Genomic DNA, 22,815 nt, shown 5'->3' with positions numbered 1-22,815 from the left:
ACCATGTCCTCACCCGCACCGGCGGCCCGGCCGCCCGCGCTCCCGGTCACGTTCCGGCCGACCCGTACCCGGGTCGTCCTGCTCACCGTGGGCGCGGTCATGTTCGTCACCGTCACCGCCGTCAGCCTGATGCTGGACCGGCTCAGCCCGCCGGAGCAGGCCAGCTTCGTCTTCACGGCGCTGCTCTTCTTCGGCGTGCTGGCCCTGCTGAGCAGGCCCAAGGTCGTCGCCGACGACGAGGGCGTCACCGTCGTCAACCTCACCCGGACGCGCCGACTCGCGTGGGCGGAGATCCTGCGGGTGAATCTGCGGTCCGGTGACCCCTGGGTCTTCCTCGACCTCAGCGACGGCACCAGCCTGCCCGTCCTCGGCATCCAGCCCGGTATCGCCAAGGCCAGGGCCATCGAGGACGCCCGCGCCCTGCGGGCCCTCGCCGAGACCCTCGGCACCCGGCCGGAGGAACGCTGAGCCGCGGCGCCCCTGCCACCGCCGGGCGGGCTTGATTACTCTATGGGCGGCGGCGCCGAGTGCGCCCCGCCCCGCGATCGCACGGCCCGTCGGCCGGCGGGGCATCCTGCGACCCGAGGAGTGACTCCCTCCAGCGATGGACGGATCGTCCGGTAGTACCTGCGCCGCCCCCTCCCAGGAGGCGGCGGCATGATCATCCCGCTTCTGCTGCTTGCCGCAGCGTTCCTTCTCATCCTCGCCAACGGCTTCTTCGTGGCCGCCGAGTTCGGGCTCGTCACGGTGGAACGCGCCGACGCCGAGCGAGCCGCGGCCGAGGGCGACCGCCGCGCCCGCCGCGTCGTCGCCGCGCTGCGCGAACTGTCCTTCCAGCTCTCCGGCACCCAGCTCGGCATCACCCTCACCTCGCTCGTCGTCGGCATGCTCGCGCAGCCGGCCCTGGCCGGGCTGCTCGGCGGACCGCTGACCGCGACCGGGCTGCCCGCCGGCGCCGTGCCCGGCGTCGCGGTGGTCATCGGCATGCTGCTGGCGTCCGCCGTCCAGATGGTGATCGGCGAACTGGTCCCCAAGAACTGGGCGGTGTCCAGGCCGCTCCAGGTGGCCAGGTTCGTGGCCGGTCCCCAGACCGCCTTCTCGACCGTCTTCCGCCCGGTCATCACCCTGCTGAACGCCGCCGCCAACCGGCTCGTACGGCTGGCGGGGGTGGAGCCGGCCGAGGAGCTGGCGTCCGCCCGCACCCCCGGCGAGCTGATGTCGCTGGCCCGCCACTCGGCGCGGGCGGGCACGCTGGAGCAGGACACGGCCGACCTGTTCGTACGCACCCTGTCGCTCGGCCACCTCACCGCCCAGCATGTGATGACGCCCCGGGTGAAGGTGAGCGCCCTCCAGACCGGCGCCACCGCGGCGGACGTCCTCAACCTCACCCGCGCCACGGGACTCTCCCGCTTCCCCGTGTACCGGGAACGCATCGACGAGATCGTCGGCATGGTGCACCTCAAGGACGCCCTCGCGGTGCGCTCGGACGAACGCCGGCGGGTCGCGGTGGAACGGATCGCCGTCCCCCCGCTACTGGTGCCCGAGACCCTGCCGGTCCGCCAACTGCTGGAGCAGCTGCGCAGCGAGCAGCCGATAGCCGTCGTCGTCGACGAGTACGGCGGCACGGCCGGTGTGGTCACCCTGGAGGACATCGTCGAGGAGCTCGTCGGCGAGGTCCGCGACGAACACGACGACGAGGCGGACGGCCACCCCGAGCTGGCCCCGGCCGCCCCGGAGGACGGACGGCCCGCGTGGGAGGCGGCCGGCAGCTGCCGTGTCCTGACGCTGCGCCGGATAGGCGTCGACGTGCCCGACGGCCCCTACGAGACCGTCGCCGGCCTCGTCGCCGACCTGCTCGGACGCATCCCCGCTCCGGGCGACCGCGCCGAACTGCCCGGCTGGCGGCTGTCCGTGCGCCAGGTCGAGCGCTACCGCGCGGAACGGGTCCGCCTGGTGCGGACCGCCGACGTTGCCGCGCCGGACGACGCGATGACGGGGGCCGCACGGTGAGCGCCCTGCACCTGCTGTTCGCCCTGCTGCTGGTGGTGGCGAACGGCTTCTTCGTCGGAGCCGAGTTCGCCCTGGTCTCCGTACGCCGCAGCCAGATCGAGCCGCTCGCCGCAGCCGGCTCCGCACGGGCCCGCCGGGTCCTGCACGGTCTGGAGAACCTGCCGCAGATGATGGCCGCCGCCCAGTTCGGTATCACGGTCTGCTCCCTCACGCTCGGCGCCGTCGCCGAGCCGACCGTCGCCCATCTGCTGGAGCCGGTCTTCCACGCGGCCCATGTCCCCGAGGCGCTGATCCACCCGCTCGGCTATGTGATCGCCCTGGCCGTCGTGGTCTTCCTGCACCTCGTCGTCGGCGAGATGCTGCCGAAGAACCTCGCCATGGCGGCGCCCGAGCGGACCGCCCTGTGGCTCAGCCCGGGACTGGTCGGCTTCGCCCGGCTCTGCCGCCCCGTCACCAGCGGGCTGGGCGCCTGTTCCCGCCTGGTGCTGCGGGCCTTCGGTGTGGAACCGAAGGACGAGGTCGAGGCCGTCTACACCAGCGTGCAGCTCGTCCGGCTGGTCGAGGACGCGGGCCACGCGGGGCTGCTGCACCCGGAGGAGCAGGAGCGGCTGGAGGACGCCCTCGAACTGGGCAGCCTCCCGGTCACCGATGTCCTGATCCCCCGTGCCCAACTGGTCACCGTCGCGCCGTCGGTCACCCCGCGGCACCTGGAGGAGCTGACGGTCCGCACCGGCTTCTCGCGCTTCCCGGTCTGCGCGGAGGGCGGGGGCCCGTTCATGGGGTATCTGCACGTCAAGGACGTGCTCGACCTCGAGGACGGCGAGCGGGCCGTGCCCCAGCACGTCTGGCGGCCGATGGCGACGCTGCGCGCCGAGCTGCCGCTGGACGACACGCTCACCGTGATGCGGCGTGCGGCCACCCATCTCGCGCAGGTCGCCGACGCGTCGGGGCGGGTGCTGGGGCTGGTCGCGATGGAGGACGTCCTGGAGATGCTGGTCGGCGAGGTCCGCGACCCGGCCCACCGGCTGCCGGCGACCGGGACGGTCCGCAGGGCCCCGGCCGTGCCGGTGTCCCCGGTTCCCCCGGTGTCCCCGGTCGCTCCGAAGTCCGAGGGGGCCGATGCGCAGGACGGAGCCGGGGAGCTCGTGAACGGCTGAACAGCTGTACCGCGCCGGAACCGGCGGCGCGGATCAGCTCAGGGGAGGGTCCTGCGGGCCCCGGGCCGAGGGGCCGCGGCCCGACAGGACCTCCCCGTACGCCTGCATCAGATCCGGCAGCCGCAGCGTCGACAGATCCTCGCGGGTCGGCGCACCCGCACAGCCCGACAGCCGCAGATCGCGGTACGCGCAGCTCTTCTCGTACAGCGTGCGCAGGAAGCGCCCGTTGCCCAGCTCGTCGATCCAGCCCTGGTCGACCACATGGCCGCTGATCGACCGCAGCTCGTCGAGAGCCTCCTCGTCCCACACGTCGCCGTTGTCGGCGGCCAGCACCCCGCCGATCGCGGTCAGTTCCAGCGGCCGGTACGAGGGGAAGTCGACACGGGTGGTGAAACGGGACGACAGGCCCGGGTTCGCCGCGAGCAGCCGGTCCATGCCCTCCGGATAGCCGGCCAGGATGACCACCAGATGGTCGCGGTTGTCCTCGGCGCGCTTCAGCAGCACCTGCAGGGCCTCGTCGCCGTACGCGTCGCCCTTGCTGTAGCCGGAGTTGGACAGGCTGTACGCCTCGTCCACGAAGAGCACCCCGCCGAGCGCCGAGTCGATCAGCTCATTGGCCTTCACGGCGGTCTGGCCCAGGAACTCGCCCACCAGATCGGCGCGTTGGGCCTCCACCAGATGGTCGCCGCCCAGCAGCCCCAGCGCGTAGAACACCCGCCCGAGGATGCGGGCGACCGTGGTCTTGCCCGTGCCCGACGGTCCGGAGAAGACGAAGTGGCGCTTCGGCGGCTGTACGGGCAGCCCCTCGCCGGCCCGCAGCCGGGCCATCTCCAGCTGTGCGGACAGGGCCTTCACCTGCCGTTTCACCGGTTCGAGACCCACCATCCGCTCCAGCTCCGCCAGCGCCTGGGCGAGCAGCACCGGATCGGTGGGGCCGGCGGGGAACTGCGGGGGAGCGGACTGCGCCGGTACGGTCGCCCTGCGCCGCGGCATCTCGTCCGGCACCACGGGGACGGTCCCCGGCAGCGGCCCGCCGAGGTCGGTGCCGAACCGCGGCTCCGGCCCCTGCGGCGCCTCGCCCTCCGGCCGGCCGTCCACCACGTCGCTGCCGTAGCCGCCGAGGGACACGGCGGCAAGGCCGGCCGAGTCGTCGTACGCGTCGATCCCGTCGTACTCCGCGATGGCCGCGAGCCGCGCGGAGGTGTCCATGAACGCCGGGTCGATGCGGTGCACCGCCCGGTACAGGGGCAGCGCCGCCGCGCTGCGGCCGGTGCCCTCGTGCGCCCGGGCCAGCCAGTACCGCAGCTCCTTGCGCTGCGGCTGCTCGCTGCGGCAGCGCATCAGCGCGGCGGCGAGCATCGGCTGGGCCTGCCCGTACATCTCCAGGCGCACCCGGGCCATGCCGCCGAAGAGCCCCGCCTCGATGCCGAGCAGCGGATCGTCGACGAGCGGCTCGGTGTGCCGCACGAGCTGCTCCCAGTCCTTGACGAGATAGGACCGGCAGGCGTGCAGAAAGCGGACCTGCGGGTCGGTGTCGACGGGCGGCAGCGCGGCGAGCGCCCGGTCGAGCTCGGGCACATGGCGGCCGTCCAGCCAGTGCGAGGCGTGCGCGAGCAGCAGGTCGCGCGGGCTCTCCAGCACCGGCTGCACCCACCAGCCCAGCCAGTACCAGGAGTTGAGCGTGCGGCGGTGCCGGGTGCGCTGCTCGCCGAAGCGGTCGCGGCTGCGGTACATGTGCAGCAGGGCGGTCGGGGTGTCCACGCGCAGGGCGTGCAGGCCCAGCCAGGCGTCGGCCATGCCGGGGTCGAGCCGGACGGCCGTGCGGAACTCCTCCTCGGCCTGCGGGTACGCGCCCATGGTGCAGGCGTCCACACCGCGCACCCAGGCGACGTCCGCCGGCGACCCTCCGCCCTGCGTGCCGATGTCCATAGGGTCCCCACCACTCCCCCCACAAACCGTGCACCAGTGTTGTCGCGCCGGGTGGACGCCCGCGGGCCGCAGCCGAACAGCCCGGCCAGGAACGGGAATTGGCGACCCACCGGGTGCATCGTACCCGCGCGGGGGGTGGTGATTTAAGAGCGCCGTGAGCGCCTCGGCGCGGCCCCGCGACGGTGACCCAGGGTGAGCGCCGGCGCCCCGGAAAGGCGCGGCGGAAGGGAGGAAGGGGCAGAACGAAGCCCCCGATCACGGGGGAACAACCGGGGGCTTCGCGTCTGCGGCGGCTCCGAAAAGCCGCACATTGAGAACGTAAGACCTGTACGGCCCGTCGGTCAAGCAGAGTTGAGCCACTCTTGAGCCCGAATTCCGACTGCTCAGTATGCCGGGGGAGAGCCCTCACGGTGCGTGACTCTCCGGTGTGGACCCGCGGTCTCCGAAGGCATCGGGAGCCACTCGTATCCCTCGGGGCACTCCCGTATCAGGGCATCGGCGAACGGCCGTGAGGGGTCGGACTGGAAATGGCGCGTCTCCGCCGCCGTCCAGCCGTCCCAGAACCCGGCGAGCCCCGCCCCGTCCCGCGCCCGGCCGCGCGCCCAGGACTCCTCCGCCCCCCGGTCCATCCACAGCAGCGCCGCCAGATACGGCCGCAGCGCCCGCCGTCCCGACCCGACGCCCTCGATCAGGACGACGGGCGCCGCGGGGAGCGTGCGCGGGGCGAGGAAGCGCCGCAGATTCCAGTCGTACGGGTGATACGCCGCGTCCCGGCCCCGCGCCAGCGGCTCGATCACCTCGCTCAGCATCCGCCCGGTCCAGTCGAACAGCTCCGCATGGCTGGCCAGATCGTCGAGGTGCAGTACGGGCGGGTCCCCGCCGAGCGCGCGCGAGAGCCGGCCGGCGAAGGTGCTCTTGCCCGAACCGGCGTGACCGTCCACGGCGACCAGGCGCACCGGGCCGCAGGAGGGGGGCAGCGTCCGCAGCCGGGCCGCCTGCCGGTCGAGGTCGTCCATGGGGCCAGCCTAGGAGGCCGCCGGGCGGCGTCGCGGGCGGCCCGGTGCGGCGCCGCAGGTCATGCCAGTGGAACAGACCAATATTGGTCGTCGTGGCGCGCTGCGCGTCTCTGGCAGAAGCGCGTCGGGAGCGGCGATAGTGGCCCCACTGCCGCGCACCTGACTTGGGGGTCCCATGGCCAGACCGACTTCGCGCAGAAACGTGCTGGGCGCCGCGATCGCCGCTGCCGCCACCGCGGGCACGCTGTCCGCCTCCGCCTCCGCCGCACCCTCCGCCGCGACCTCTTTACCGCCGGCCAGGGGCCGGCAGCCGGCGACGCCCGTGGACAACCGCTTCTGGTCCACCTACACGGACTGGCGGTGCGGCGACCGCGCCGGCACGCGGGCCGTCGCCGGCCGCCGCCCGGGTGTGGTGATCGCCGAGCCCGTCGGCACCACCGACCACACGGACCCGCACACCGGCAGGACCGCGCGCTGGGAGTACGCCACCTGGACCTCGCCGGTGCACCGTTCGAGCGTGCCCGCCACCGAGGTCATCGCCTCGTGGAACGCCGACACCCCCGCCGGCACCTGGCTCCAGGTGGAGCTCAGCGGCCGGTACTCGGACGGCGCCGCGACCCCCTGGTTCGTGATGGGGCGCTGGGCCGCCGGTGACGCGGACATCCGCCGCACCTCGGTGGACGACCAGGGCGACGGCCGGGCGAGCATCTGGACCGACACCTTCTCCGTGGACGACGCCGCGAGCGGTCTGCGTCTCGACACGTACCGGCTGCGGCTCACCCTCTACCGGCGGCCCGGGAGCGGGCTCACCCCGACCGTGTGGCGGCTGGGGGCCATGGCCTCCGACGTCCCGGACCGCTTCGGGGTCCCCGCGTCCGAGCCGGGCGTCGCCCGCGAGCTGATCGTGCCGCGCTACTCGCAGAACACGCACGTCGGCCAGTACCCCGAGTACGACAACGGCGGCGAGGCGTGGTGCAGCCCCACCTCGTCCCAGATGATCATCGAGTACTGGGGCCGGAAGCCCTCCGCCGCCGACCTGGCGTGGGTGAACCCGGCCTTCGACGACCCGCAGGTCTGCCACGCCGCCCGGTACACGTACGACTACCAGTACCGCGGCTGCGGCAACTGGCCCTTCAACGCGGCCTACGCCGCCACCTACCCCGACATGAGCGCCGTCGTCACCCGGCTCTCCTCCCTGACCGACCTGGAGAGGCTGATCGCCGCGGGCATCCCGGCCGTCACGTCCCAGTCCTTCCTCGCCTCCGAGCTGACCGGAGCGGGCTACGGCACCGCGGGCCACCTGATGACGGTGATCGGCTTCACCGCCGACGGCGACGTGATCGCGAACGACCCGGCCTCGCCGAGCAACGAGGCCGTGCGCCGCGTCTACCGGCGCGCCGAGTGGGAGACGATCTGGCTCCGTACCAAGCGGTACAACGCGAGCGGGAAAGTGGTCTCCGGCACAGGCGGCGTCTGCTACCTGTACTGGCCGGCCCACCCCACGGCCGCCCAGCGCACGGCACTCGAGGCCGTCGGCGTCCACTGACGCACATCACCGCTCCCGGGGCAGTGACCAATCTCTCTACCCCGGGGGCCGGTGCCGCTGGCACTGTGGTGTGGCAAATGGGGGAGCCACCTGCCGGACGACCGAACGAGACCGCCATGACTTCGACCGCAGCCACCGCCGACCACACCCTGCCGACGACCCGCACCGGCGGCCCGGACGACGAGAGCAACGCCCTCGAGCACATCCTGGGCTGGACGCTCGTGGTCGTCCTCGCCATGCTCATCACCCAGGTCGGCCTGCTGTAGCACGGCCCGGACCGGCGGGCCCCCGCCCGCCCGCGTACCGATCGAACCCGGCCGAGATCGTCGATCAAGGACCCCGGGCCTCTGCGCACCCGTGACGGGCAGAGCCGAATCGGGCATACTCAACGCGCCACACGCCGCTGTCCAGCTGCTTTCGTGATCCGGAAGGGCACCATCGGCCTGGCAGTACAACCGGCGGCGCGCCCCCACCCATCGCGCGCGACCGCCGCAGCGCCCGACAGGGAGGAGAGCGCCGCAATGCCCGACCGCGCCCCGCAGCCGGTGGACCGTCAGCTGCCCACCGAGGAGGCCGGGGATCTGATCACCCTGGTCCGCGACATCGTCCAGCGGGAGATCGCCCCCCGCGCGGCCGAGGAGGAGGACGCCGGGCACTTCCCGCGCGAGGTCTTCTCGCTGCTGTCCGAATCCGGACTGCTCGGCCTGCCCTACGACTCCGAATTCGGCGGCGGCGACCAGCCCTACGAGGTCTACCTCCAGGTCCTGGAGGAACTCGCGGCCGCCCGCCTCACCGTCGGTCTCGGCGTGAGCGTCCACTCCCTCGCCTGTCACGCGCTCGCCGGCTACGGAACCAAGGAGCAGCAGGGCGAGCACCTGCCCGCGATGCTCGGCGGCGGCCTGCTCGGCGCGTACTGCCTCTCCGAGCCCGCCTCCGGCTCCGACGCCGCCTCGCTGCGCACGAAGGCGGTCCGGGACGGCGACGACTGGGTGATCACCGGGACGAAGGCCTGGATCACCCACGGCGGCGTCGCCGACTTCTACACGGTCCTCGCCCGCACGGGCGTCGAGGGGCCGCGCGGCATCACCGCGTTCCTGGTGCCGGGCGACGCTCCGGGTCTGAACGCGGCCGTGCCCGAGAAGAAGATGGGCATGAAGGGCTCGCCCACCGCCCAGCTCCACTTCGACGGCGTCCGCGTCCCCGACTCCCGGCGTCTCGGCGAGGAGGGGCAGGGGTTCGCCATCGCGCTCTCCGCGCTCGACTCCGGCCGCCTCGGCATCGCCGCCTGCGCCGTCGGCGTCGCGCAGGCCGCCCTCGACCAGGCGCTCGAATACGCCACGGGGCGCAAGCAGTTCGGGCGTCCCATCGCCGACTTCCAGGGCCTGCGCTTCATGCTCGCGGACATGGCCACCCGGATCGAGGCGGGACGGGCGCTGTACCTTTCCGCGGCCCGGCTGCGGGACGCGGGCCGGCCCTTCTCGCAGCAGGCCGCCATGGCCAAGCTGTTCTGCACCGACGCGGCGATGAGCGTCACCACCGACGCGGTCCAGGTCCTCGGCGGCTACGGCTACACGCAGGACTTCCCGGCCGAGCGCTTCATGCGCGAGGCGAAGGTGCTGCAGATCGTCGAGGGCACCAACCAGATCCAGCGGATGGTCATCGCCCGTCACCTGGCCGGGCCGGAGACACGCTGACCCGCGCGTCCGGCAGCACAGGCGCCGCGAGCCCGATCCACGCGGGGTCGCGGCGCCCCGGGAGCGTTCTCCCGCGGCTCGCCCACAGTTGGACCAGCTCTCGGTAGATGGGCGGATCGGCCGGGCGCAGAACCGATTCTTCATAGATGGCGCGGACGGGCACGACGAGACGCCGACGTCCGGGCACGGTCGCGGAGTGCAGGCTCATGCAGGGCCAACGCGCCACGCGCACAAGCGGTTACCGCCGGGGCTATTCGAGCGCCAGTACGGGGGCTACCCGTCCCGGCCCGTCCCGTGGCGAGCGGCCGCGGGGGTACGCGGAGGGCCGCGCCGGGCGTACACGTACGCATCCGGGGGCTCTCCCGCACGGACCCGGGGCGCTCCGCCCACAGGCCCGGGGACACGGTGACCCGTACGGGTCCGGGGCATGACGCTCAGGCCCCGGACAGTGACTTCACCGACGCGGGACAGCGACCCCCGCCGTCCCGCCGGTCGCTTCTGTCAGGCGGCCCGTCGCAGCGGGCGCGACCCGGGACCGCCCACGTGGGAGAACGGCTGGGTGCGCCAGTCCAGTCCCTGGGGCAGCGTCAGCAGCAGCGCGGTGTCCTGCTCCTGGGGCTCCAGCGACTCGTCGGCGGGGCGGGCCGAGGAGGCTTCCCGGCCGGTGCCCGAGCACACCGTCAGCCCGAACGGGTTCCACGGAGTGGGGCACAGCGCGTGCTCGGGCAGGATGTCCTCGTCCGCCAGCAGCGCGATCGGCTGCGCGCAGTCCGGGCAGACGACCCGGAACATCTCGAAGGTGTCGTACTCGCTCAGGATGTCCGAGTCCGACAGCTCGGCCGGATCAACGGGCTCCGGTTCGGTGCGCCCGCCGCCCCTGGACGTCGGAGTCTTGGTGTTCTGCATGGAGAATCTCCCCCTCGGATGGGCCGACCAGGCACTTACGGCCTCGACCACAGCAAGCAATGCCCATCGCACGGGGCGAGTAACCGTAGGGTCACGGTGCATTGGGCGGCAAACCTGTGGTGTTCGTCACATGACCCCTCTGGGTGTCGTTCCGGACCGTTCCGGACTGTGCCGGAGGGGACCTTGGGCAATAGGTTGATCCGCATGGAGGAGCTGGATCGTCAGATCGTGGATTTGCTCGTCAAGGACGGGCGGATGAGCTACACCGACCTGGGCAAGGCCACGGGCCTGTCCACCTCGGCGGTGCATCAGCGCGTCCGCCGCCTGGAACAGCGGGGCGTCGTCCGCGGTTACGCCGCCGTCGTCGACCCCGAGGCCGTCGGGCTGCCCATCACCGCCTTCATCTCGGTGAAGCCGTTCGACCCCAGTGCCCCGGACGACATCGCGGACCGGCTCTCCGGCGTCCCCGAGATCGAGGCGTGCCACAGCGTCGCCGGCGACGAGAACTACATCCTCAAGGTGCGTGTCGCCACGCCGTTGGAGCTGGAGAACCTGCTCGCCCGCATCCGCTCCCTGGCCGGTGTCTCCACGCGTACGACAGTCGTCCTCTCCACCCCGTACGAGGCCCGCCCGCCGCGTATCTAGTCTTGGTCCATGACCGAGAGCACCGCCCCCCAGAGCGAACACCGCACCGTGCTGCTGCGCGGTGGAGAAGTCCACAGCCCCGCCGACCCCTTCGCCACCGCGATGGTCGTCGAGAAGGGACACATCGCCTGGGTGGGTTCCGAAGGCGCCGCCGACGCCTTCGCCACCGGCGTCGACGAGGTCGTCGACCTCGGAGGAACCCTGGTCACACCGGCGTTCACCGACGCGCACGTCCACACCACCGCCACCGGTCTCGCCCTCACCGGCCTCGACCTCTCCGGCGCCCGGTCCCTCGCCGACGCCCTGCGCCTCGTACGGGAGCACAGCGCGGCGAACCCCGGCGGGCAGGTCCTCCTCGGGCACGGCTGGGACGCGACGCGCTGGCCCGAGCAGCGGCCCCCGAGCCGTGCGGAGCTCGACGAGGCGGCCGGCGGACGGCCCCTGTACCTGCCGCGCGTCGACGTCCACTCCGCCGTCGTCACCACCGCCCTGCTCGACCTGGTCCCCGGCGTCACCGCCCTCGCGGGCTACCACCCCGACGCCCCGCTGACCGCCGCGGCCCACCACGCCGTCCGCGCCGCCGCCCACGCGGCGATCACCCCCGCCCAGCGCGGCGCGGCGCAGCGGGCGGCGCTCGCCCGTGCCGCGTCCCTCGGCATCGGCAGCGTCCACGAGTGCGCCGGCCCCGAGATCTCCGACGAGGACGACTTCACCTCCCTCCTCGCGCTGGCCCGCACGGAACCCGGCCCCCGGGTGGTCGGCTACTGGGCCGAGCAGGTCACCGACGACAAGGGCGCCGAGCGCCTCCGCGAACTCGGCGCCGTCGGCGCGGCCGGCGACCTCTTCGTCGACGGCTCCCTCGGCTCGCACACCGCCTGCCTGCACGCCCCGTACGCCGACAACCCCACCACCACGGGCAGCGCCCACCTCGACGCGGCGGCCGTCGCGGCCCATCTGACCGCCTGTACGGAGGCCGGACTGCAGGCCGGGTTCCACGCCATCGGCGACGCCGCCCTGAGCGCCGTCGTCGACGGCCTGCGGGCCGCCGCCGACCGGCTCGGAGCCGCCCGGGTCCGTGCGGCGAGGCACCGGGTGGAGCACGCCGAGATGCTCACCCCGGAAACCGTCGCGGCCTTCGCCGAGTTCGGCCTCACCGCCTCCGTGCAGCCGGCCTTCGACGCCGCCTGGGGCGGCGAGGACGGCATGTACGCCCAGCGGCTCGGCGTCGAACGGGCCCGCACCCTCAACCCGTACGCCGCGCTGCTGCGCGCCGGGGTGCCGCTCGCCTTCGGCTCCGACAGCCCGGTGACCCCGCTCGACCCGTGGGGCACCGTGCGTGCGGCCGCCTTCCACCGGACCCCCGAGCACCGCGTCTCCGTCCGGGCCGCCTTCACCGCCCACACGCGCGGCGGCTGGCGCGCCGTCGGCCGCGACGACGCCGGCGTGCTCGTCCCCGGGGCGCCCGCCGACTACGCGGTCTGGCGCACCGGCGAACTGCTGGTCCAGGCTCCCGACGACCGGGTCGCCCGCTGGTCCACCGACCCGCGCTCCGGCACCCCCGGCCTGCCCGATCTCGGCCCCGGCGCGGAGCTGCCCGTCTGCCTGCGAACGGTGGTCTCGGGGCGAACGGTCTTCGAGGGACCGAACGGGTGACGTAGGGACATTTCGCACCCCGGCGGATACTCCCACCGTTCCGCCACGACCTGCGGATCTTCGTACCTGACCTGGCACTTCCGTAAATTGTCGCTGATCAGGCGACTGTTGACAGCGAGCGCCCACCGGCCGGTAGGTTCGGGCCAGTCCACCGAAGAACGTCCGACCGGCAACCTCCACGCAAGTCGTCGAACGCCGCTGGGTCATGGGGTGGTGTGCCGCACCGGCACACCGTCACTGGGAGCCAGGTTCAGCGCCCGCGCCTCGGGGGCAGAGGGAAGGTTTTCAGCCGGTCGGCAGGTGCGACCCGGGTGGGGCCCGGCGTTCAGTAGACAACGGCTCTCGGTCGACCCGCAGCCAGCGGGCCCCAGGTCGGCCCGAAGGACGCCGGGCCCGATCCGCTGCGTCCCGGCCCGGCCGCCCCGCCGGGCCCCGCCGCGTTTCGTGAAGATCCGTGTCGCTGCGAGCGCGCTCTGCGGGCTCGCTATGGTTGGGCTCTGCGTACGGACTTTAAGGGGCAGCAGTGAACGACGGTGGTGCGGTTCCCCATGGCGGAGCCCGGGGGAGGCGGTACGGTCCGCTCGGCAGCACGCTGGTGATCATCCCGACCTACAACGAGGCCGAGAACATCAGCGCGATCGTGTCCCGTGTACGCACCGCCGTGCCGGACGCCGACGTACTCGTCGCCGACGACAACAGCCCCGACGGCACCGGAAAGTTCGCCGACGAACTCGCCGCCCAGGACGAGCAGGTGCACGTCCTGCACCGCAAGGGCAAGGAAGGGCTCGGCGCGGCCTACCTCGCCGGTTTCCGCTGGGGGATCGAGCACGGCTACGGCGTCCTGGTCGAGATGGACGCCGACGGCTCCCACCAGCCCGAGGAGCTGCCCAGGCTGCTGACCGCGCTGAAGGGCGCCGACCTGGTGCTCGGCTCCCGCTGGGTGCCCGGAGGGCGCGTCGTCAACTGGCCGAAGCACCGCGAGTTCCTCTCCCGCGGCGGCAGCACGTACTCCCGGCTGCTCCTCGGCGTGCCCCTGCGGGACATCACCGGAGGCTTCCGCGCCTTCCGCGCCGAGACCCTGGAGGGCCTCGGCCTCAGCGACGTCGCCTCCCAGGGGTACTGCTTCCAGGTCGACCTCGCCCGGCGCGCGGTGGCCGCCGGGTACCACGTCGTCGAGGTCCCGATCACCTTCGTCGAGCGCGAGCACGGCGACTCGAAGATGAACAGGGACATCGTCGTCGAGGCGCTCTGGCGGGTCACCGCGTGGGGCGTGGGGGAGCGGGCGGGACGCCTCCTCGGCCGCCGGACCCCGGCGACCCGGCCCCCGCGATCTTCCTGAGGACCCCCTCTTACGCCGCTCCGGCGGGCGCCCAGGCACACTGGGAACATGACGACCGGCGCACCGCCCCCGACCGCCCGCAGGCGCTCCCGCGCCCGCACCTTCGCCCCGCTCGCCGTCGCCGCCTGGCTGGTCCTCGAGATCTGGCTGCTGACCGTCGTCGCGGACGCGGCGAGCGGCTTCGCCGTCCTCGGCCTGCTGGTCGGCGCGGCGGTGCTCGGAGCGGTGGTGATCAAGCGGGCGGGGCGGCGGGCCTTCGCGAACCTCACGCGGACGCTGCAGCAGCAGCCGGGGCAGCGGCCCGCGCCCGCGCCCTCCGGAGACGGGAACGGGCTGCTCATGCTCGGCGGGCTGCTGCTGATGCTGCCGGGCATCGTCTCCGACGTGGCCGGCCTGCTCCTCCTGCTCCCGCCGGTCCGGACCAGGCTCGGCGCGTTCGCCGAGCGGTCGCTGGAGCGGCGGATGAACACGGTGCTGCCGGACGGCGCGGGCAACCCGTTCCAGCAGGCACGGATGCACCGCCCGGACGGCAAGGTGGTCCCGGGCGAGGTCATCCGTGACCGGGGCGCCGACCGGGGCGACGACGACACTCCCCGTCCGCCGCTGACCCCCTGAGGGCGGGCGGCGCCTGCGGCGGGCAGGGGACAAGCCCCGCGCAGCGGCCCCCACCCGCAGCGCGCTCCCGCGCCCACCGCACGACAGAGCCGCGGGGGGGGGGGGGCCCCGGGGGGGGGGGGGCGGCGGGGGGGGGGGGGGGGGCCGGGGGGGGGCCCCGCGGCGGGGGCCCCCGCGGGGCGCCCGGGGCCCCGCGGGGGGCCGGGGCGGGGGGGACCCCCCCCCGCCACGGGCCCCTCGCGTGCACAGCTCCTCGCGTCGGCCGCGCCGGCCGCGTCAGCGCTGGTCGGCCGCCTGTCCCTGCGGCGCGATGCCAAGCGTCGTCGTGTACTGCGACAGCACCAGCTTGCCGATCGCCGGGTACGCGCCGAGCGCCTCCGCGGCGGCGCAGCCGGCGTCCTTCGCGGCGGCGTCGAGCAGGCCCTCAGGCAGCTCGGGGCCCACCAGGTACGGGGCGAGCGCGAGCTGCACCGAGCCCGAGCCCCGCAGCTGCTCGGCGATCGCGGCGACCGAGCCCTCCTCGTCGAGCGCGGCGGCCATCACCGGCACGGCCAGACGCGCGGCGAGCAGCATGCCGGTGATGCCGGCGGCCTGCACGGCCTCCTGACCACCGACGGTGGCCAGGATGATGCCGTCGGCGGCCGTGGCCACGGTGAACAGCCGGGCGCGGTCGGCGCGTGCCAGGCCCGCCTCGGAGAGGCGGACGTGCACGGCCTCCGCGAGCAGCGGGTGGGGGCCGAGGACGTCGGTCAGCTCGGCGGCGGCGCGGCTGTCCATCACGGCCTGCCGGATGCGGCGCATCAGGGCGTTGTCGGGGCCGGCCAGCAGCGGCACCACGACCGCCGCGGGGCCCTCGGGCTCGGCGACCTCGCGGCCGGCGGCCTTGGCGATCTCGTACCGCTCGGTGCGCCGGGCGGCGGTGTGCGCCAGCACGGTCTCCAGCGTGAGGTACTCCACGTCGTCGCCGTCGAGGTAGCCGATGGCCACGTCGAGGCCGGGCAGCTCGGACCGGGCGATGCTTATGACCTCTTCGGCCAGGCTGCGCGTGGTGGGCGCGGAGGAGCCGGGCACGGCGAGTACGAGGGCGGGTGCGCCCTCGGGAGCCGCCACGGGTTCCGGGCGGCGGTGCCGCCCGGACTGGCGGGGTCGCGGCATTCGTACAGGCAGGCCGGGTGCAGGCCCAGTGGAGGAGCTCATGGCGCCGCATGCTACTGGTTTTGCCCGCGCGGCCGTTCGGGGAGGGGGCGGTGGAGTGCCGTCTGTCCCCATTTATCCAGCTGGATCTTTATCGGTTTGGATCTTGACAGTCGCCGGGCCGTGTCCCGCCGGGCACGTGCAGCAGGGTCGGGTGGACGGGCAGACGCGGCTCACCGGCAGCCAGCTCGGCGGCGAGCCGCAGCGCCCCGAGGAGCGGGTCGCCGGCCGCGGGAACCTGACGTGCGTGCGGCAGCTGTACGGCCAGCTCCTTCCGCAGTGGTCCGAGGAGCGGCTCGCCGAGCTTCAGCAGTCCACCGGTCAGGGCGACCTCGCAGCCGTCCGGCGTCTCGCCCGGCGCGGGGCACACGGCCGCCGCCGCCTCCGCGATGTGGCCCGCCGCCCGCTCGAGGATCGCGGCGGCCACCGGGTCGCCGTCCGCGCACCGGGCGACCTCGGGCGCGAAGGAGGCGAGCACCGCGGGCCGGTCGGAGCGGGGGTACAGGATGCCCGGCAGCTCCGGAGCGGTGCCGAAGACCGATTCCATACGGGCCAGCAGCGCGGCGGACCCGCCTCGCCGGCCGTCGTGCGCCCGCAGCGCGGCCTCGAGTCCCGCTCTCCCGATCCAGGCGCCGCCACCGCAGTCGCCCAGCAGATGCCCCCATCCGTCGGCGCGCCGCCAGACGGTCAGGTCGGTGCCCAGGGCGATCATCCCGGTGCCGGCGGCGACGACCGCGCCCGGTCGGCTGCCCAGCGCGCCGGCGTACGCCGTGACGGCGTCGGCGGCCAGCCCCAGCCGCCGTACTCCGAGCGCGCTCTCCAGCGCGGCAGGCAACTCGGCACGCAGCCGGCCGCCCAGTGTCCCCATCCCGGCCGCGCCGATCACCACGGCGGCGAGCGGGCCCGCCCCGGCCCGCTCCAGCAGGTCCCGGGCCATGGGCACCAGCTGCTCCAGCAGGTGCCCCGCGTCGATCCCCGCGCTGCCGGTGCGCACCGGCTCGCGGGAGGAGGCGGTCCCGGCGTACGGCGGCGGCGCTCCCGAGCCGGCACGCACCGCCCCCAGGCCTGCGAGGTCGCCGGCGTCGGCGAGCGCCGCCCGTAGTCCGGAGCCGCCCGAGTCGACGCCGAGGACCCATCTCATGGCAGCCACCGGTCGACGGGCCGCGCGCCCCGCGGCGGCGTCGGCAGGTCCGCGCCCGTGATGTCCGCGCCCGCGCGATACGACGCGTAGGACCGCTGCTCTCCGGACGGATGTCTGCGCGACCTCATGGACCTTCTCCAAGGGGGAGACGGAGTGACGCGGGCAGCCTAGTGCCACGCCCGCGCCAAGAGGGCCCGCATGATCGACAAAGTCCTGCCACCGAGTTCAACCGGGTCCGGGTGGGCCGGTAGGGTGACGGGCTGTGGCAGCACGACCGTTGAGTGAACTTGTGGAGCCCGGGTGGGCCGAAGCGTTGCGTCCAGTGGCCGGACGGGTCGCGGCGATGGGGGACTTCCTGCGCGCGGAGGTCGCGGCAGGCCGTACGTACCTGCCGGCGGGGCCGCACGTTCTGCGCGCCTTTCAGCAGCCCTTCGACGACGTACGCGTCCTGATAGTGGGTCAGGATCCCTACCCCACACCGGGGATGGCCATCGGCCACAGTTTCGCGGTGGCGCCCGAGGTGCGGCGGCTGCCGGGCAGCCTGGAGAACATCTTCCGTGAACTGACGACGGACCTCGGTCTGCCACGCCCCTCCAACGGGGACCTGACGCCGTGGACCCGGCAGGGGGTCCTGCTGCTCAACAGGGCGCTGACCACGGCCCCCAGCAAGCCCGGCGCTCACCGCGGCAAGGGCTGGGAGGAAGTGACCGAGCAGGCCATCCGTGCTCTGGTGGCGCGGGGCAAGCCGATGGTGTCCGTGCTGTGGGGACGCGACGCGCGCAATCTCCGTCCGCTGCTCGGCGATCTGCCCGCGATCGAGTCCGCCCATCCGTCGCCGATGTCGGCGGACCGCGGCTTCTTCGGTTCCCGGCCCTTCAGCCGCACCAACGACTTCCTGGTCCGGCAGGGCATGCAGCCGGTGGACTGGTCCCTGCCGTAGCCCGGCTCGTCCTTCCGCTTTCAGTACGACCCTGAGCGCGGGCCGGCCGGGCAGGATTTGCGCGGGTCGGCGGTCTCCGGACTCGTACGCAACTCGCACTTGCCGGGGGCCGGCGTGGGGCATTCGGCCGCGCCTCCGTCCGAGAGGCGGGCCCCGCGCCAACTCGGCCCGGGCCGCGCCCACTTCACGACCGACCCGTTTCCGTCCCCGGGCCGACGCCGCCCCTTCCCGCTGTACCGGATGTGCGGCTCCGCCGCGTGGCGGTCTCTGCCCGGACCCGCGCCTCAAACGCCGGCGAGGCTGAAGTTGCCCGGCAACTCGAGCCCGGCCTGGGGGTGTTCCACGACCGCCAGGCCGTAGGGGGAGATTGAGGCCACCGCGCGAAGCGCGGTACCGGGCCCGCCCGAAGCCCGGCCCGCCCGTCCGCAGGGCGCACGGGCCCGGGGGCAGCGACCCCGCCCCACACCGCCCGCCCCGCGCGGCCCGATCGGCTCCGGTTGTCAATTTCACCGAAACGCCGTTGAAACAGTCGCCTCGCAGGCTGTGGGCACTTCAGCGACCAGCCCGGAGGCCACCCCGGAAGGGCTGGGGATCCGTGCGTCAACGCCGCCGCTTCTGAAGCGTGTCCACTCATTCCCCCCAGGCTCCCGAAGCTCTTCGGTCCCCTTCCTATCGCCCCGTGGGGCAAGGAGGTTGTGCATGTCCGGGCTCAGCATCACCAGACGCGGTCTGCTCACCGGCGTATCGGCTCTCGGCGCGTCCGCCGCCCTCAGCGCCTGCGGCGCAAAGACCGGCGGCGATCCGGCCCCCGGCGCCGGCGCTCAGGCCGACACGTCGGGCGACACGGTCAGGGTGGGTCTGTTGAACTCGCTCTCCGGCACCATGGCCATCAGCGAGGTCACCGTCCACAACGCACTGCTGCTGGCGGTCAAGGAGATCAACGCCGACGGCGGCGTGCTGGGCAAGCAGCTCAAGCCCGTCAGCCAGGACGGCGCCTCCGACTGGCCCACCTTCGCCGAGAAGGCCGAGGCCCTGATCACGGACGACAAGGTCGCCGCCACCTTCGGCTGCTGGACCTCGGCCAGCCGCAAGGCAGTCAAGCCGGTCTTCGAGCGGTACAAGTCGCTGCTCTTCTACCCCGTGCAGTACGAGGGCCTGGAGCAGTCCCCGTACATCTTCTACATCGGCGCGACCACCAACCAGCAGATCGTTCCCGCGCTGGACTACCTCAAGAAGCAGGGCCTGACCAAGCTCTACCTGGTCGGCAGCGACTACGTCTTCCCGCGTACCGCCAACAAGATCATCAAGGCGTACGCGAAGGCCAACGGGATGCAGGTGATGGGCGAGGACTATGCGCCCCTCGGCTCCACGGAGTTCAGCACCATCGTCAACAAGGTCAAGGGCTCCGGCGCCGACGCCGTGTTCAACACCCTCAACGGCGACAGCAACGTGGCCTTCTTCAAGGAGTACAAGTCGTCCGGCATGACCGCGAAGAGCATGCCGGTGCTCTCGGTGTCCATCGCCGAGGAGGAGGTCAAGAGCATCGGCACGCAGTACCTCGAGGGCCAGTTGACCGCGTGGAACTACTACCAGACGACGCCCGGAGCGGCGAACACCCGGTTCGTCGAGGCGTATCGGGCCGCGTACGGCAAGGACAAGCCGACCAGCGACCCGATGGAGGCCGCGTACCTCTCGGTGCATCTGTGGAAGGCGATGGTGGAGAAGGCGGGCTCCTTCGACGTCGCCGCGGTCAAGGCGGCCGCGGACGGCATCGGGTTCGACGCCCCCGAGGGCCGGGCCGTGGTCGACGGCGCCACCCAGCACGTCCACAAGACGGCCCGGATCGGCAAGGTCGGCGCGGACGGGCTGATCACCGAGGTGTGGAACTCGGGCAAGCCGATCAAGCCGGACCCGTACCTCAAGAGCTACGCCTGGGCCGCCGGCCTCTCCTGAGCCCCGGCCACGACGCGGCGGACCCGGCCGTGCCCCACGGCCGGGTCCGCCGCCGTGCCGAGCCCCCGCACCTCCGTCCCCGAACCGGAGCCGCTCCATGACGGTCGTCCTCACCCAGTCCTTCACCGGCATCAGCATCGGTGCCGTCCTGCTGCTCATCGCCCTCGGCCTGACCCTGACCTTCGGTCAGATGGGCGTGATCAACATGGCGCACGGCGAGTTCATCATGGCCGGCGCCTACACCACGTACCTTCTGCAGAGTTACGTCGGCGGTGCCGGGGTTTCGCTGCTCGTGGCCCTGTCGCTGGCCTTCCTGGTCGCCGGCGCCATGGGAGCGCTGCTCGAACGGCTGCTCGTCCGCCGCCTCTACACGCGTCCGCTGGACACGCTGCTGGTCACCTGGGGCGTCTCACTGATGCTCCAGCAGCTCGCACGTGACCTCTTCGGCGCCCCCAACGTGCAGACCCGCGCCCCGGACCTGCTCACGGGCAACGTCTCGGTGGCGGGCATCACGTTCGCCAGCAGCCGCCTGTTCATCCTCGGTCTCGCGCTGCTGTGCGTGCTGGCCCTCACGCTCACCCTGCGGCTCACCCCGCTCGGGCGGCGGGTCCGAGCCGTCGTGCAGAACCGCGATCTCGCCGAGGTGGCGGGCATCGCGACCGGCCGGGTCGACCGGACGACCTTCTTCGTCGGCTCGGGCCTCGCGGGCGTCGCCGGCGTCGCACTCACTCTCGTCGGCCCGATCGGCCCGACGATGGGCGCCAACTACATCGTCGACGCCTTCCTCGTGGTCGTCGTCGGCGGCATCGGCCGGCTCAGGGGAAGCGTGATCACCGCCTTCGTGCTCGGCGTGCTGCAGTCGGTGCTGGAGTACTCGACGACCGTCAGCGTCGCCAAGGTCATCGTGCTCGTGGCGATCGTCGCCTTCCTCCAATGGCGGCCCCAGGGCCTCTACACACTGCGCACCCGGAGCCTGGCATGACGACAACGACCCCCGACGCCCCGGCGACCGCACCCACCGAAGAGACCCCGCTCCGCGCCACCCTCCTGGAACGCTTCCGGATCCCGGCCGGCTTCGCCCTCGGCGCGGTCCTCCTCCTCGGCGTCGCCCCGCTCGCCCTCTCCGACTTCCGCCTCTCCCTCCTCGCCAAGTACCTGTGCTACGCGATCGTGGCCGTCGGCGTCAGCCTGGCCTGGGGCCGCGGCGGGCTCCTCGTGCTCGGCCAGGGCGTCTTCTTCGGCCTCGGCGGCTACGCCATGGCGATGCACCTCAAACTCGCGGACGCCGCCGTGACCGGCCAGACGCTGCCCGACTTCATGCAGCTCTACGGCACCTCCGACGCACTGCCCTGGTGGTGGAGCCCGTTCGCCGACCCGTTCTTCGCACTCGCGGCCACCGTGCTGCTGCCCATGGCGGTCGCCGCACTGCTCGGCGTCCTCGTCTTCCGCCGCCGGGTCAAGGGCGCCTACTTCGCGATCCTCAGCCAGGCGCTGGCCGCCGCCCTCGCCATCTGGCTGATCGGTCAGCAGGCCACCACGGGCGGCACCAACGGGCTCACGGACATCCAGGGCTTCTTCGGCTACGACCTCGACGACCCCCTCAACCAGCGGATGGTGTACTTCGTCATCGCCGCCGTGCTGCTTCTGCTGATGGCAGCCGGCCGGCAGTTGTTCGTCAGCCGCTACGGCGAACTCCTCGTCGCCGTACGGGACTCCGAGGAACGCGTGCGGTTCCTCGGCTACAACCCCGCCAACGTCAAGCTCGTGGCGTACGTCGTCGCCGCCGGCATGGCCGGGCTCGCGGGGGCCCTGTTCGTGCCGGCCGTCGGCATCATCTCCCCGGCCCTGATCGGTGTCGTTCCGTCGATCGGCTTCGTCATCGGCGCGGCGGTCGGCGGCAGGGCCTCGCTGCTGGGCGCCGTGGTCGGCGCGGTCGCCGTGGCCTGGGCGCAGAGCACGCTCTCCGACGCCTTCCCCGCGGCGTGGACCTACCTCCAGGGGATGCTGTTCGTCGTGGCAGTCGGCTTCGTGCCCGGCGGTCTGGCCTCGCTGGCGGTCCTCGTGCGCAACCGGCGCGGGGGCGGCCGTACGGGAGCGGGGACGGCGGCGGGGGAGACGGCGCCGGTGCGACAACCGGCGCAGACGCGCACGGCACAGACGCGCACGGCAGAGACGGGCACACCAGACACGGCGGGAGAGTCGGCATGAGCGGTGAGGGACTGACCATCCGTGACCTGCGGGTCACCTTCGACGGCTTCAAGGCCGTCGACGGCGTCGACCTGGACATCCGCCCCGGCGATCTGCGCTTCCTGATCGGACCGAACGGCGCCGGGAAGACGACCCTGATCGACGCGGTCACGGGCCTGGTCCCCGCCGCCGGCTCGGTCCGGTTCGGTGACCAGGAGCTCCTCGGCAGGCCCGTCCACCGGATCGCGCGGCTCGGGATCGGCCGTACGTTCCAGACGGCCACGGTCTTCGAGGAGTTGACCGTGCTGCAGAACCTCGACATCGCGGCGGGCGCCGGACGCGGCGCGCTGACCATGCTGCGCCGTCGCCGGGGCGTGCCCGAGCGCGTCGTGGGGGCGCTGGAGACCACCGGTCTGGCCGATCTGCGCGACCGTCCGGCCGGAGCCCTCGCCCACGGTCAGAAGCAGTGGCTGGAGATCGGCATGCTGCTGGTCCAGGACGTACGGCTGCTGCTGCTCGACGAGCCCGTCGCCGGCATGAGCCAGCCGGAACGCGAAGCGACGGGCGAACTGCTGCGCAGGGTGAGCGAGGACCACACCGTCGTGGTCGTCGAGCACGACATGGACTTCATGCGCTCCTTCGCGCGCAGCGTCAGCGTCCTGCACGCCGGCAAGGTGCTGAGCGAGGGCAGCGTCGCCGAGGTCCGGGCCGATCCCCGGGTCCAGGACGTCTACCTGGGCCGCGCCTCGGAGCCTGAACCGGAGCCCGAGTCCGAGTCCGCGGTCGATCCAGCCTCAGAGCCAGAGCCAGAGCCAGAGCCCGAGTCCGAGTCCCAGCCCGGGAAGCCGGTCTCCGCCGCTGCCGTTTCCGCACCCGGGGAGGCGTGATGC

The 22,815-nt window shown here is 73.2% G+C and carries 20 protein-coding genes; 15 read left to right on the top strand and 5 right to left on the bottom strand.

All coding sequences use genetic code 11. The annotated features are described in order from the left end of the window. The first annotated feature begins 3 nt into the window (after window positions 1-3). From ACWD01_RS09320 to ACWD01_RS09310, 3 genes are all read left to right on the top strand, one after another. Complete coding sequence (locus ACWD01_RS09320) at window positions 4-468, top strand: PH domain-containing protein (protein WP_451159749.1); 465 nt, start codon at window positions 4-6, stop codon at window positions 466-468. 189 nt (window positions 469-657) lie between these two features. Beyond that, window positions 658-2,010, top strand: coding sequence for a hemolysin family protein (locus ACWD01_RS09315; RefSeq protein ID WP_451159747.1), 1,353 nt, complete (start codon window positions 658-660; stop codon window positions 2,008-2,010). Beyond that, window positions 2,007-3,167 (top strand): hemolysin family protein, encoded by a 1,161-nt coding sequence (locus ACWD01_RS09310; RefSeq protein WP_451159745.1) that lies wholly within the window; start codon window positions 2,007-2,009, stop codon window positions 3,165-3,167. The genes ACWD01_RS09315 and ACWD01_RS09310 overlap by 4 nt, the downstream gene beginning before the upstream one ends. A 33-nt stretch (window positions 3,168-3,200) precedes the next feature. On the opposite strand, the gene ACWD01_RS09305 is transcribed toward ACWD01_RS09310, so the two are convergent. After that, the gene (locus ACWD01_RS09305) at window positions 3,201-5,096 is read right to left on the bottom strand and encodes an AAA family ATPase (RefSeq protein ID WP_451159743.1); all 1,896 of its coding nucleotides are present in this window, start codon (window positions 5,094-5,096) and stop codon (window positions 3,201-3,203) included. A 383-nt stretch (window positions 5,097-5,479) separates the two neighbouring features. Beyond that, window positions 5,480-6,112, bottom strand: a complete 633-nt coding sequence (locus ACWD01_RS09300; RefSeq protein WP_451159741.1) for a uridine kinase family protein — start codon at window positions 6,110-6,112, stop codon at window positions 5,480-5,482. Between the two features lie 175 nt (window positions 6,113-6,287). Between ACWD01_RS09300 and ACWD01_RS09295 the strand changes: the two genes are divergently transcribed. The 3 genes from ACWD01_RS09295 to ACWD01_RS09285 all read left to right on the top strand — a co-directional run bounded on the left by ACWD01_RS09295 (window position 6,288) and on the right by ACWD01_RS09285 (window position 9,352). Next, window positions 6,288-7,658 (top strand): peptidase C39 family protein, encoded by a 1,371-nt coding sequence (locus ACWD01_RS09295; RefSeq protein WP_451159739.1) that lies wholly within the window; start codon window positions 6,288-6,290, stop codon window positions 7,656-7,658. 116 nt (window positions 7,659-7,774) lie between these two features. After that, on the top strand, window positions 7,775-7,924 hold the full coding sequence (locus tag ACWD01_RS09290) for an SCO1431 family membrane protein (RefSeq protein WP_451159737.1): 150 nt from the start codon (window positions 7,775-7,777) through the stop codon (window positions 7,922-7,924). Window positions 7,925-8,179: 255 nt separating this feature from the next. Continuing rightward, complete coding sequence (locus ACWD01_RS09285) at window positions 8,180-9,352, top strand: acyl-CoA dehydrogenase family protein (protein WP_451159735.1); 1,173 nt, start codon at window positions 8,180-8,182, stop codon at window positions 9,350-9,352. 501 nt (window positions 9,353-9,853) lie between these two features. On the opposite strand, the gene ACWD01_RS09280 is transcribed toward ACWD01_RS09285, so the two are convergent. Beyond that, window positions 9,854-10,258: a hypothetical protein gene (locus ACWD01_RS09280; protein ID WP_451159733.1), complete on the bottom strand. Its 405-nt coding sequence runs from the start codon at window positions 10,256-10,258 to the stop codon at window positions 9,854-9,856. A 204-nt stretch (window positions 10,259-10,462) separates the two neighbouring features. Between ACWD01_RS09280 and ACWD01_RS09275 the strand changes: the two genes are divergently transcribed. From ACWD01_RS09275 to fxsA, 4 genes are all read left to right on the top strand, one after another. Continuing rightward, the gene (locus tag ACWD01_RS09275) at window positions 10,463-10,903 is read left to right on the top strand and encodes an Lrp/AsnC family transcriptional regulator (protein WP_451159731.1); all 441 of its coding nucleotides are present in this window, start codon (window positions 10,463-10,465) and stop codon (window positions 10,901-10,903) included. A 9-nt stretch (window positions 10,904-10,912) separates the two neighbouring features. Then, complete coding sequence (locus ACWD01_RS09270) at window positions 10,913-12,556, top strand: amidohydrolase (RefSeq protein WP_451159729.1); 1,644 nt, start codon at window positions 10,913-10,915, stop codon at window positions 12,554-12,556. A 523-nt stretch (window positions 12,557-13,079) separates the two neighbouring features. Beyond that, a complete protein-coding gene (locus ACWD01_RS09265; RefSeq protein WP_451159727.1) occupies window positions 13,080-13,895 on the top strand; it encodes a polyprenol monophosphomannose synthase in 816 nt (271 codons plus the stop codon). Between the two features lie 48 nt (window positions 13,896-13,943). After that, window positions 13,944-14,510, top strand: a complete 567-nt coding sequence (gene fxsA / locus ACWD01_RS09260; RefSeq protein ID WP_451159725.1) for an FxsA family membrane protein — start codon at window positions 13,944-13,946, stop codon at window positions 14,508-14,510. Window positions 14,511-14,786: 276 nt separating this feature from the next. Here the strand turns inward: fxsA and ACWD01_RS09255 are convergent, their stop codons facing one another. Both ACWD01_RS09255 and ACWD01_RS09250 read right to left on the bottom strand, forming a co-directional pair. After that, window positions 14,787-15,707: a sirohydrochlorin chelatase gene (locus ACWD01_RS09255; protein WP_451159723.1), complete on the bottom strand. Its 921-nt coding sequence runs from the start codon at window positions 15,705-15,707 to the stop codon at window positions 14,787-14,789. 88 nt (window positions 15,708-15,795) lie between these two features. Continuing rightward, the gene (locus ACWD01_RS09250; protein ID WP_451159876.1) at window positions 15,796-16,845 is read right to left on the bottom strand and encodes an N-acetylglucosamine kinase; all 1,050 of its coding nucleotides are present in this window, start codon (window positions 16,843-16,845) and stop codon (window positions 15,796-15,798) included. Between the two features lie 262 nt (window positions 16,846-17,107). On the opposite strand from ACWD01_RS09250, the gene ACWD01_RS09245 reads away from it, so the two are divergent. The 5 genes from ACWD01_RS09245 to urtD all read left to right on the top strand — a co-directional run bounded on the left by ACWD01_RS09245 (window position 17,108) and on the right by urtD (window position 22,812). Then, the gene (locus ACWD01_RS09245) at window positions 17,108-17,785 is read left to right on the top strand and encodes a uracil-DNA glycosylase (protein WP_451159721.1); all 678 of its coding nucleotides are present in this window, start codon (window positions 17,108-17,110) and stop codon (window positions 17,783-17,785) included. A 699-nt stretch (window positions 17,786-18,484) separates the two neighbouring features. Continuing rightward, window positions 18,485-19,738: an urea ABC transporter substrate-binding protein gene (gene urtA / locus ACWD01_RS09240; protein ID WP_451159719.1), complete on the top strand. Its 1,254-nt coding sequence runs from the start codon at window positions 18,485-18,487 to the stop codon at window positions 19,736-19,738. A gap of 97 nt (window positions 19,739-19,835) precedes the next feature. After that, complete coding sequence (gene urtB, locus ACWD01_RS09235) at window positions 19,836-20,720, top strand: urea ABC transporter permease subunit UrtB (protein ID WP_451159717.1); 885 nt, start codon at window positions 19,836-19,838, stop codon at window positions 20,718-20,720. Continuing rightward, complete coding sequence (gene urtC / locus ACWD01_RS09230; protein ID WP_451159715.1) at window positions 20,717-21,946, top strand: urea ABC transporter permease subunit UrtC; 1,230 nt, start codon at window positions 20,717-20,719, stop codon at window positions 21,944-21,946. The genes urtB and urtC overlap by 4 nt, the downstream gene beginning before the upstream one ends. After that, entirely contained in the window at window positions 21,943-22,812 is an 870-nt protein-coding gene (urtD, locus tag ACWD01_RS09225; protein ID WP_451159713.1) for an urea ABC transporter ATP-binding protein UrtD, read from the top strand. The genes urtC and urtD overlap by 4 nt, the downstream gene beginning before the upstream one ends. Window positions 22,813-22,815 lie beyond the last annotated feature (3 nt).

This window comes from Streptomyces sp. NPDC002835 (assembly GCF_053591995.1).
This window is presented reverse-complemented; position numbering and strand designations above follow the sequence as displayed.

Bases quoted from the DNA above. Each gene is read 5' to 3' on its own strand.
- ACWD01_RS09300 (WP_451159741.1), bottom strand. From the start codon at position 6,112: ATGGACGACCTCGACCGGCAGGCGGCCCGGCTGCGGACGCTGCCCCCC.
- fxsA (WP_451159725.1), top strand. From the start codon at position 13,944: ATGACGACCGGCGCACCGCCCCCGACCGCCCGCAGGCGCTCCCGCGCC.
- ACWD01_RS09295 (WP_451159739.1), top strand. From the start codon at position 6,288: ATGGCCAGACCGACTTCGCGCAGAAACGTGCTGGGCGCCGCGATCGCC.
- urtC (WP_451159715.1), top strand. From the start codon at position 20,717: ATGACGACAACGACCCCCGACGCCCCGGCGACCGCACCCACCGAAGAG.
- ACWD01_RS09305 (WP_451159743.1), bottom strand. From the start codon at position 5,096: ATGGACATCGGCACGCAGGGCGGAGGGTCGCCGGCGGACGTCGCCTGG.
- ACWD01_RS09285 (WP_451159735.1), top strand. From the start codon at position 8,180: ATGCCCGACCGCGCCCCGCAGCCGGTGGACCGTCAGCTGCCCACCGAG.
- ACWD01_RS09270 (WP_451159729.1), top strand. From the start codon at position 10,913: ATGACCGAGAGCACCGCCCCCCAGAGCGAACACCGCACCGTGCTGCTG.
- ACWD01_RS09275 (WP_451159731.1), top strand. From the start codon at position 10,463: ATGGAGGAGCTGGATCGTCAGATCGTGGATTTGCTCGTCAAGGACGGG.
- urtD (WP_451159713.1), top strand. From the start codon at position 21,943: ATGAGCGGTGAGGGACTGACCATCCGTGACCTGCGGGTCACCTTCGAC.
- urtA (WP_451159719.1), top strand. From the start codon at position 18,485: ATGTCCGGGCTCAGCATCACCAGACGCGGTCTGCTCACCGGCGTATCG.
- ACWD01_RS09250 (WP_451159876.1), bottom strand. From the start codon at position 16,845: ATGAGATGGGTCCTCGGCGTCGACTCGGGCGGCTCCGGACTACGGGCG.
- urtB (WP_451159717.1), top strand. From the start codon at position 19,836: ATGACGGTCGTCCTCACCCAGTCCTTCACCGGCATCAGCATCGGTGCC.
- ACWD01_RS09255 (WP_451159723.1), bottom strand. From the start codon at position 15,707: ATGAGCTCCTCCACTGGGCCTGCACCCGGCCTGCCTGTACGAATGCCG.
- ACWD01_RS09290 (WP_451159737.1), top strand. From the start codon at position 7,775: ATGACTTCGACCGCAGCCACCGCCGACCACACCCTGCCGACGACCCGC.
- ACWD01_RS09320 (WP_451159749.1), top strand. From the start codon at position 4: ATGTCCTCACCCGCACCGGCGGCCCGGCCGCCCGCGCTCCCGGTCACG.
- ACWD01_RS09315 (WP_451159747.1), top strand. From the start codon at position 658: ATGATCATCCCGCTTCTGCTGCTTGCCGCAGCGTTCCTTCTCATCCTC.
- ACWD01_RS09280 (WP_451159733.1), bottom strand. From the start codon at position 10,258: ATGCAGAACACCAAGACTCCGACGTCCAGGGGCGGCGGGCGCACCGAA.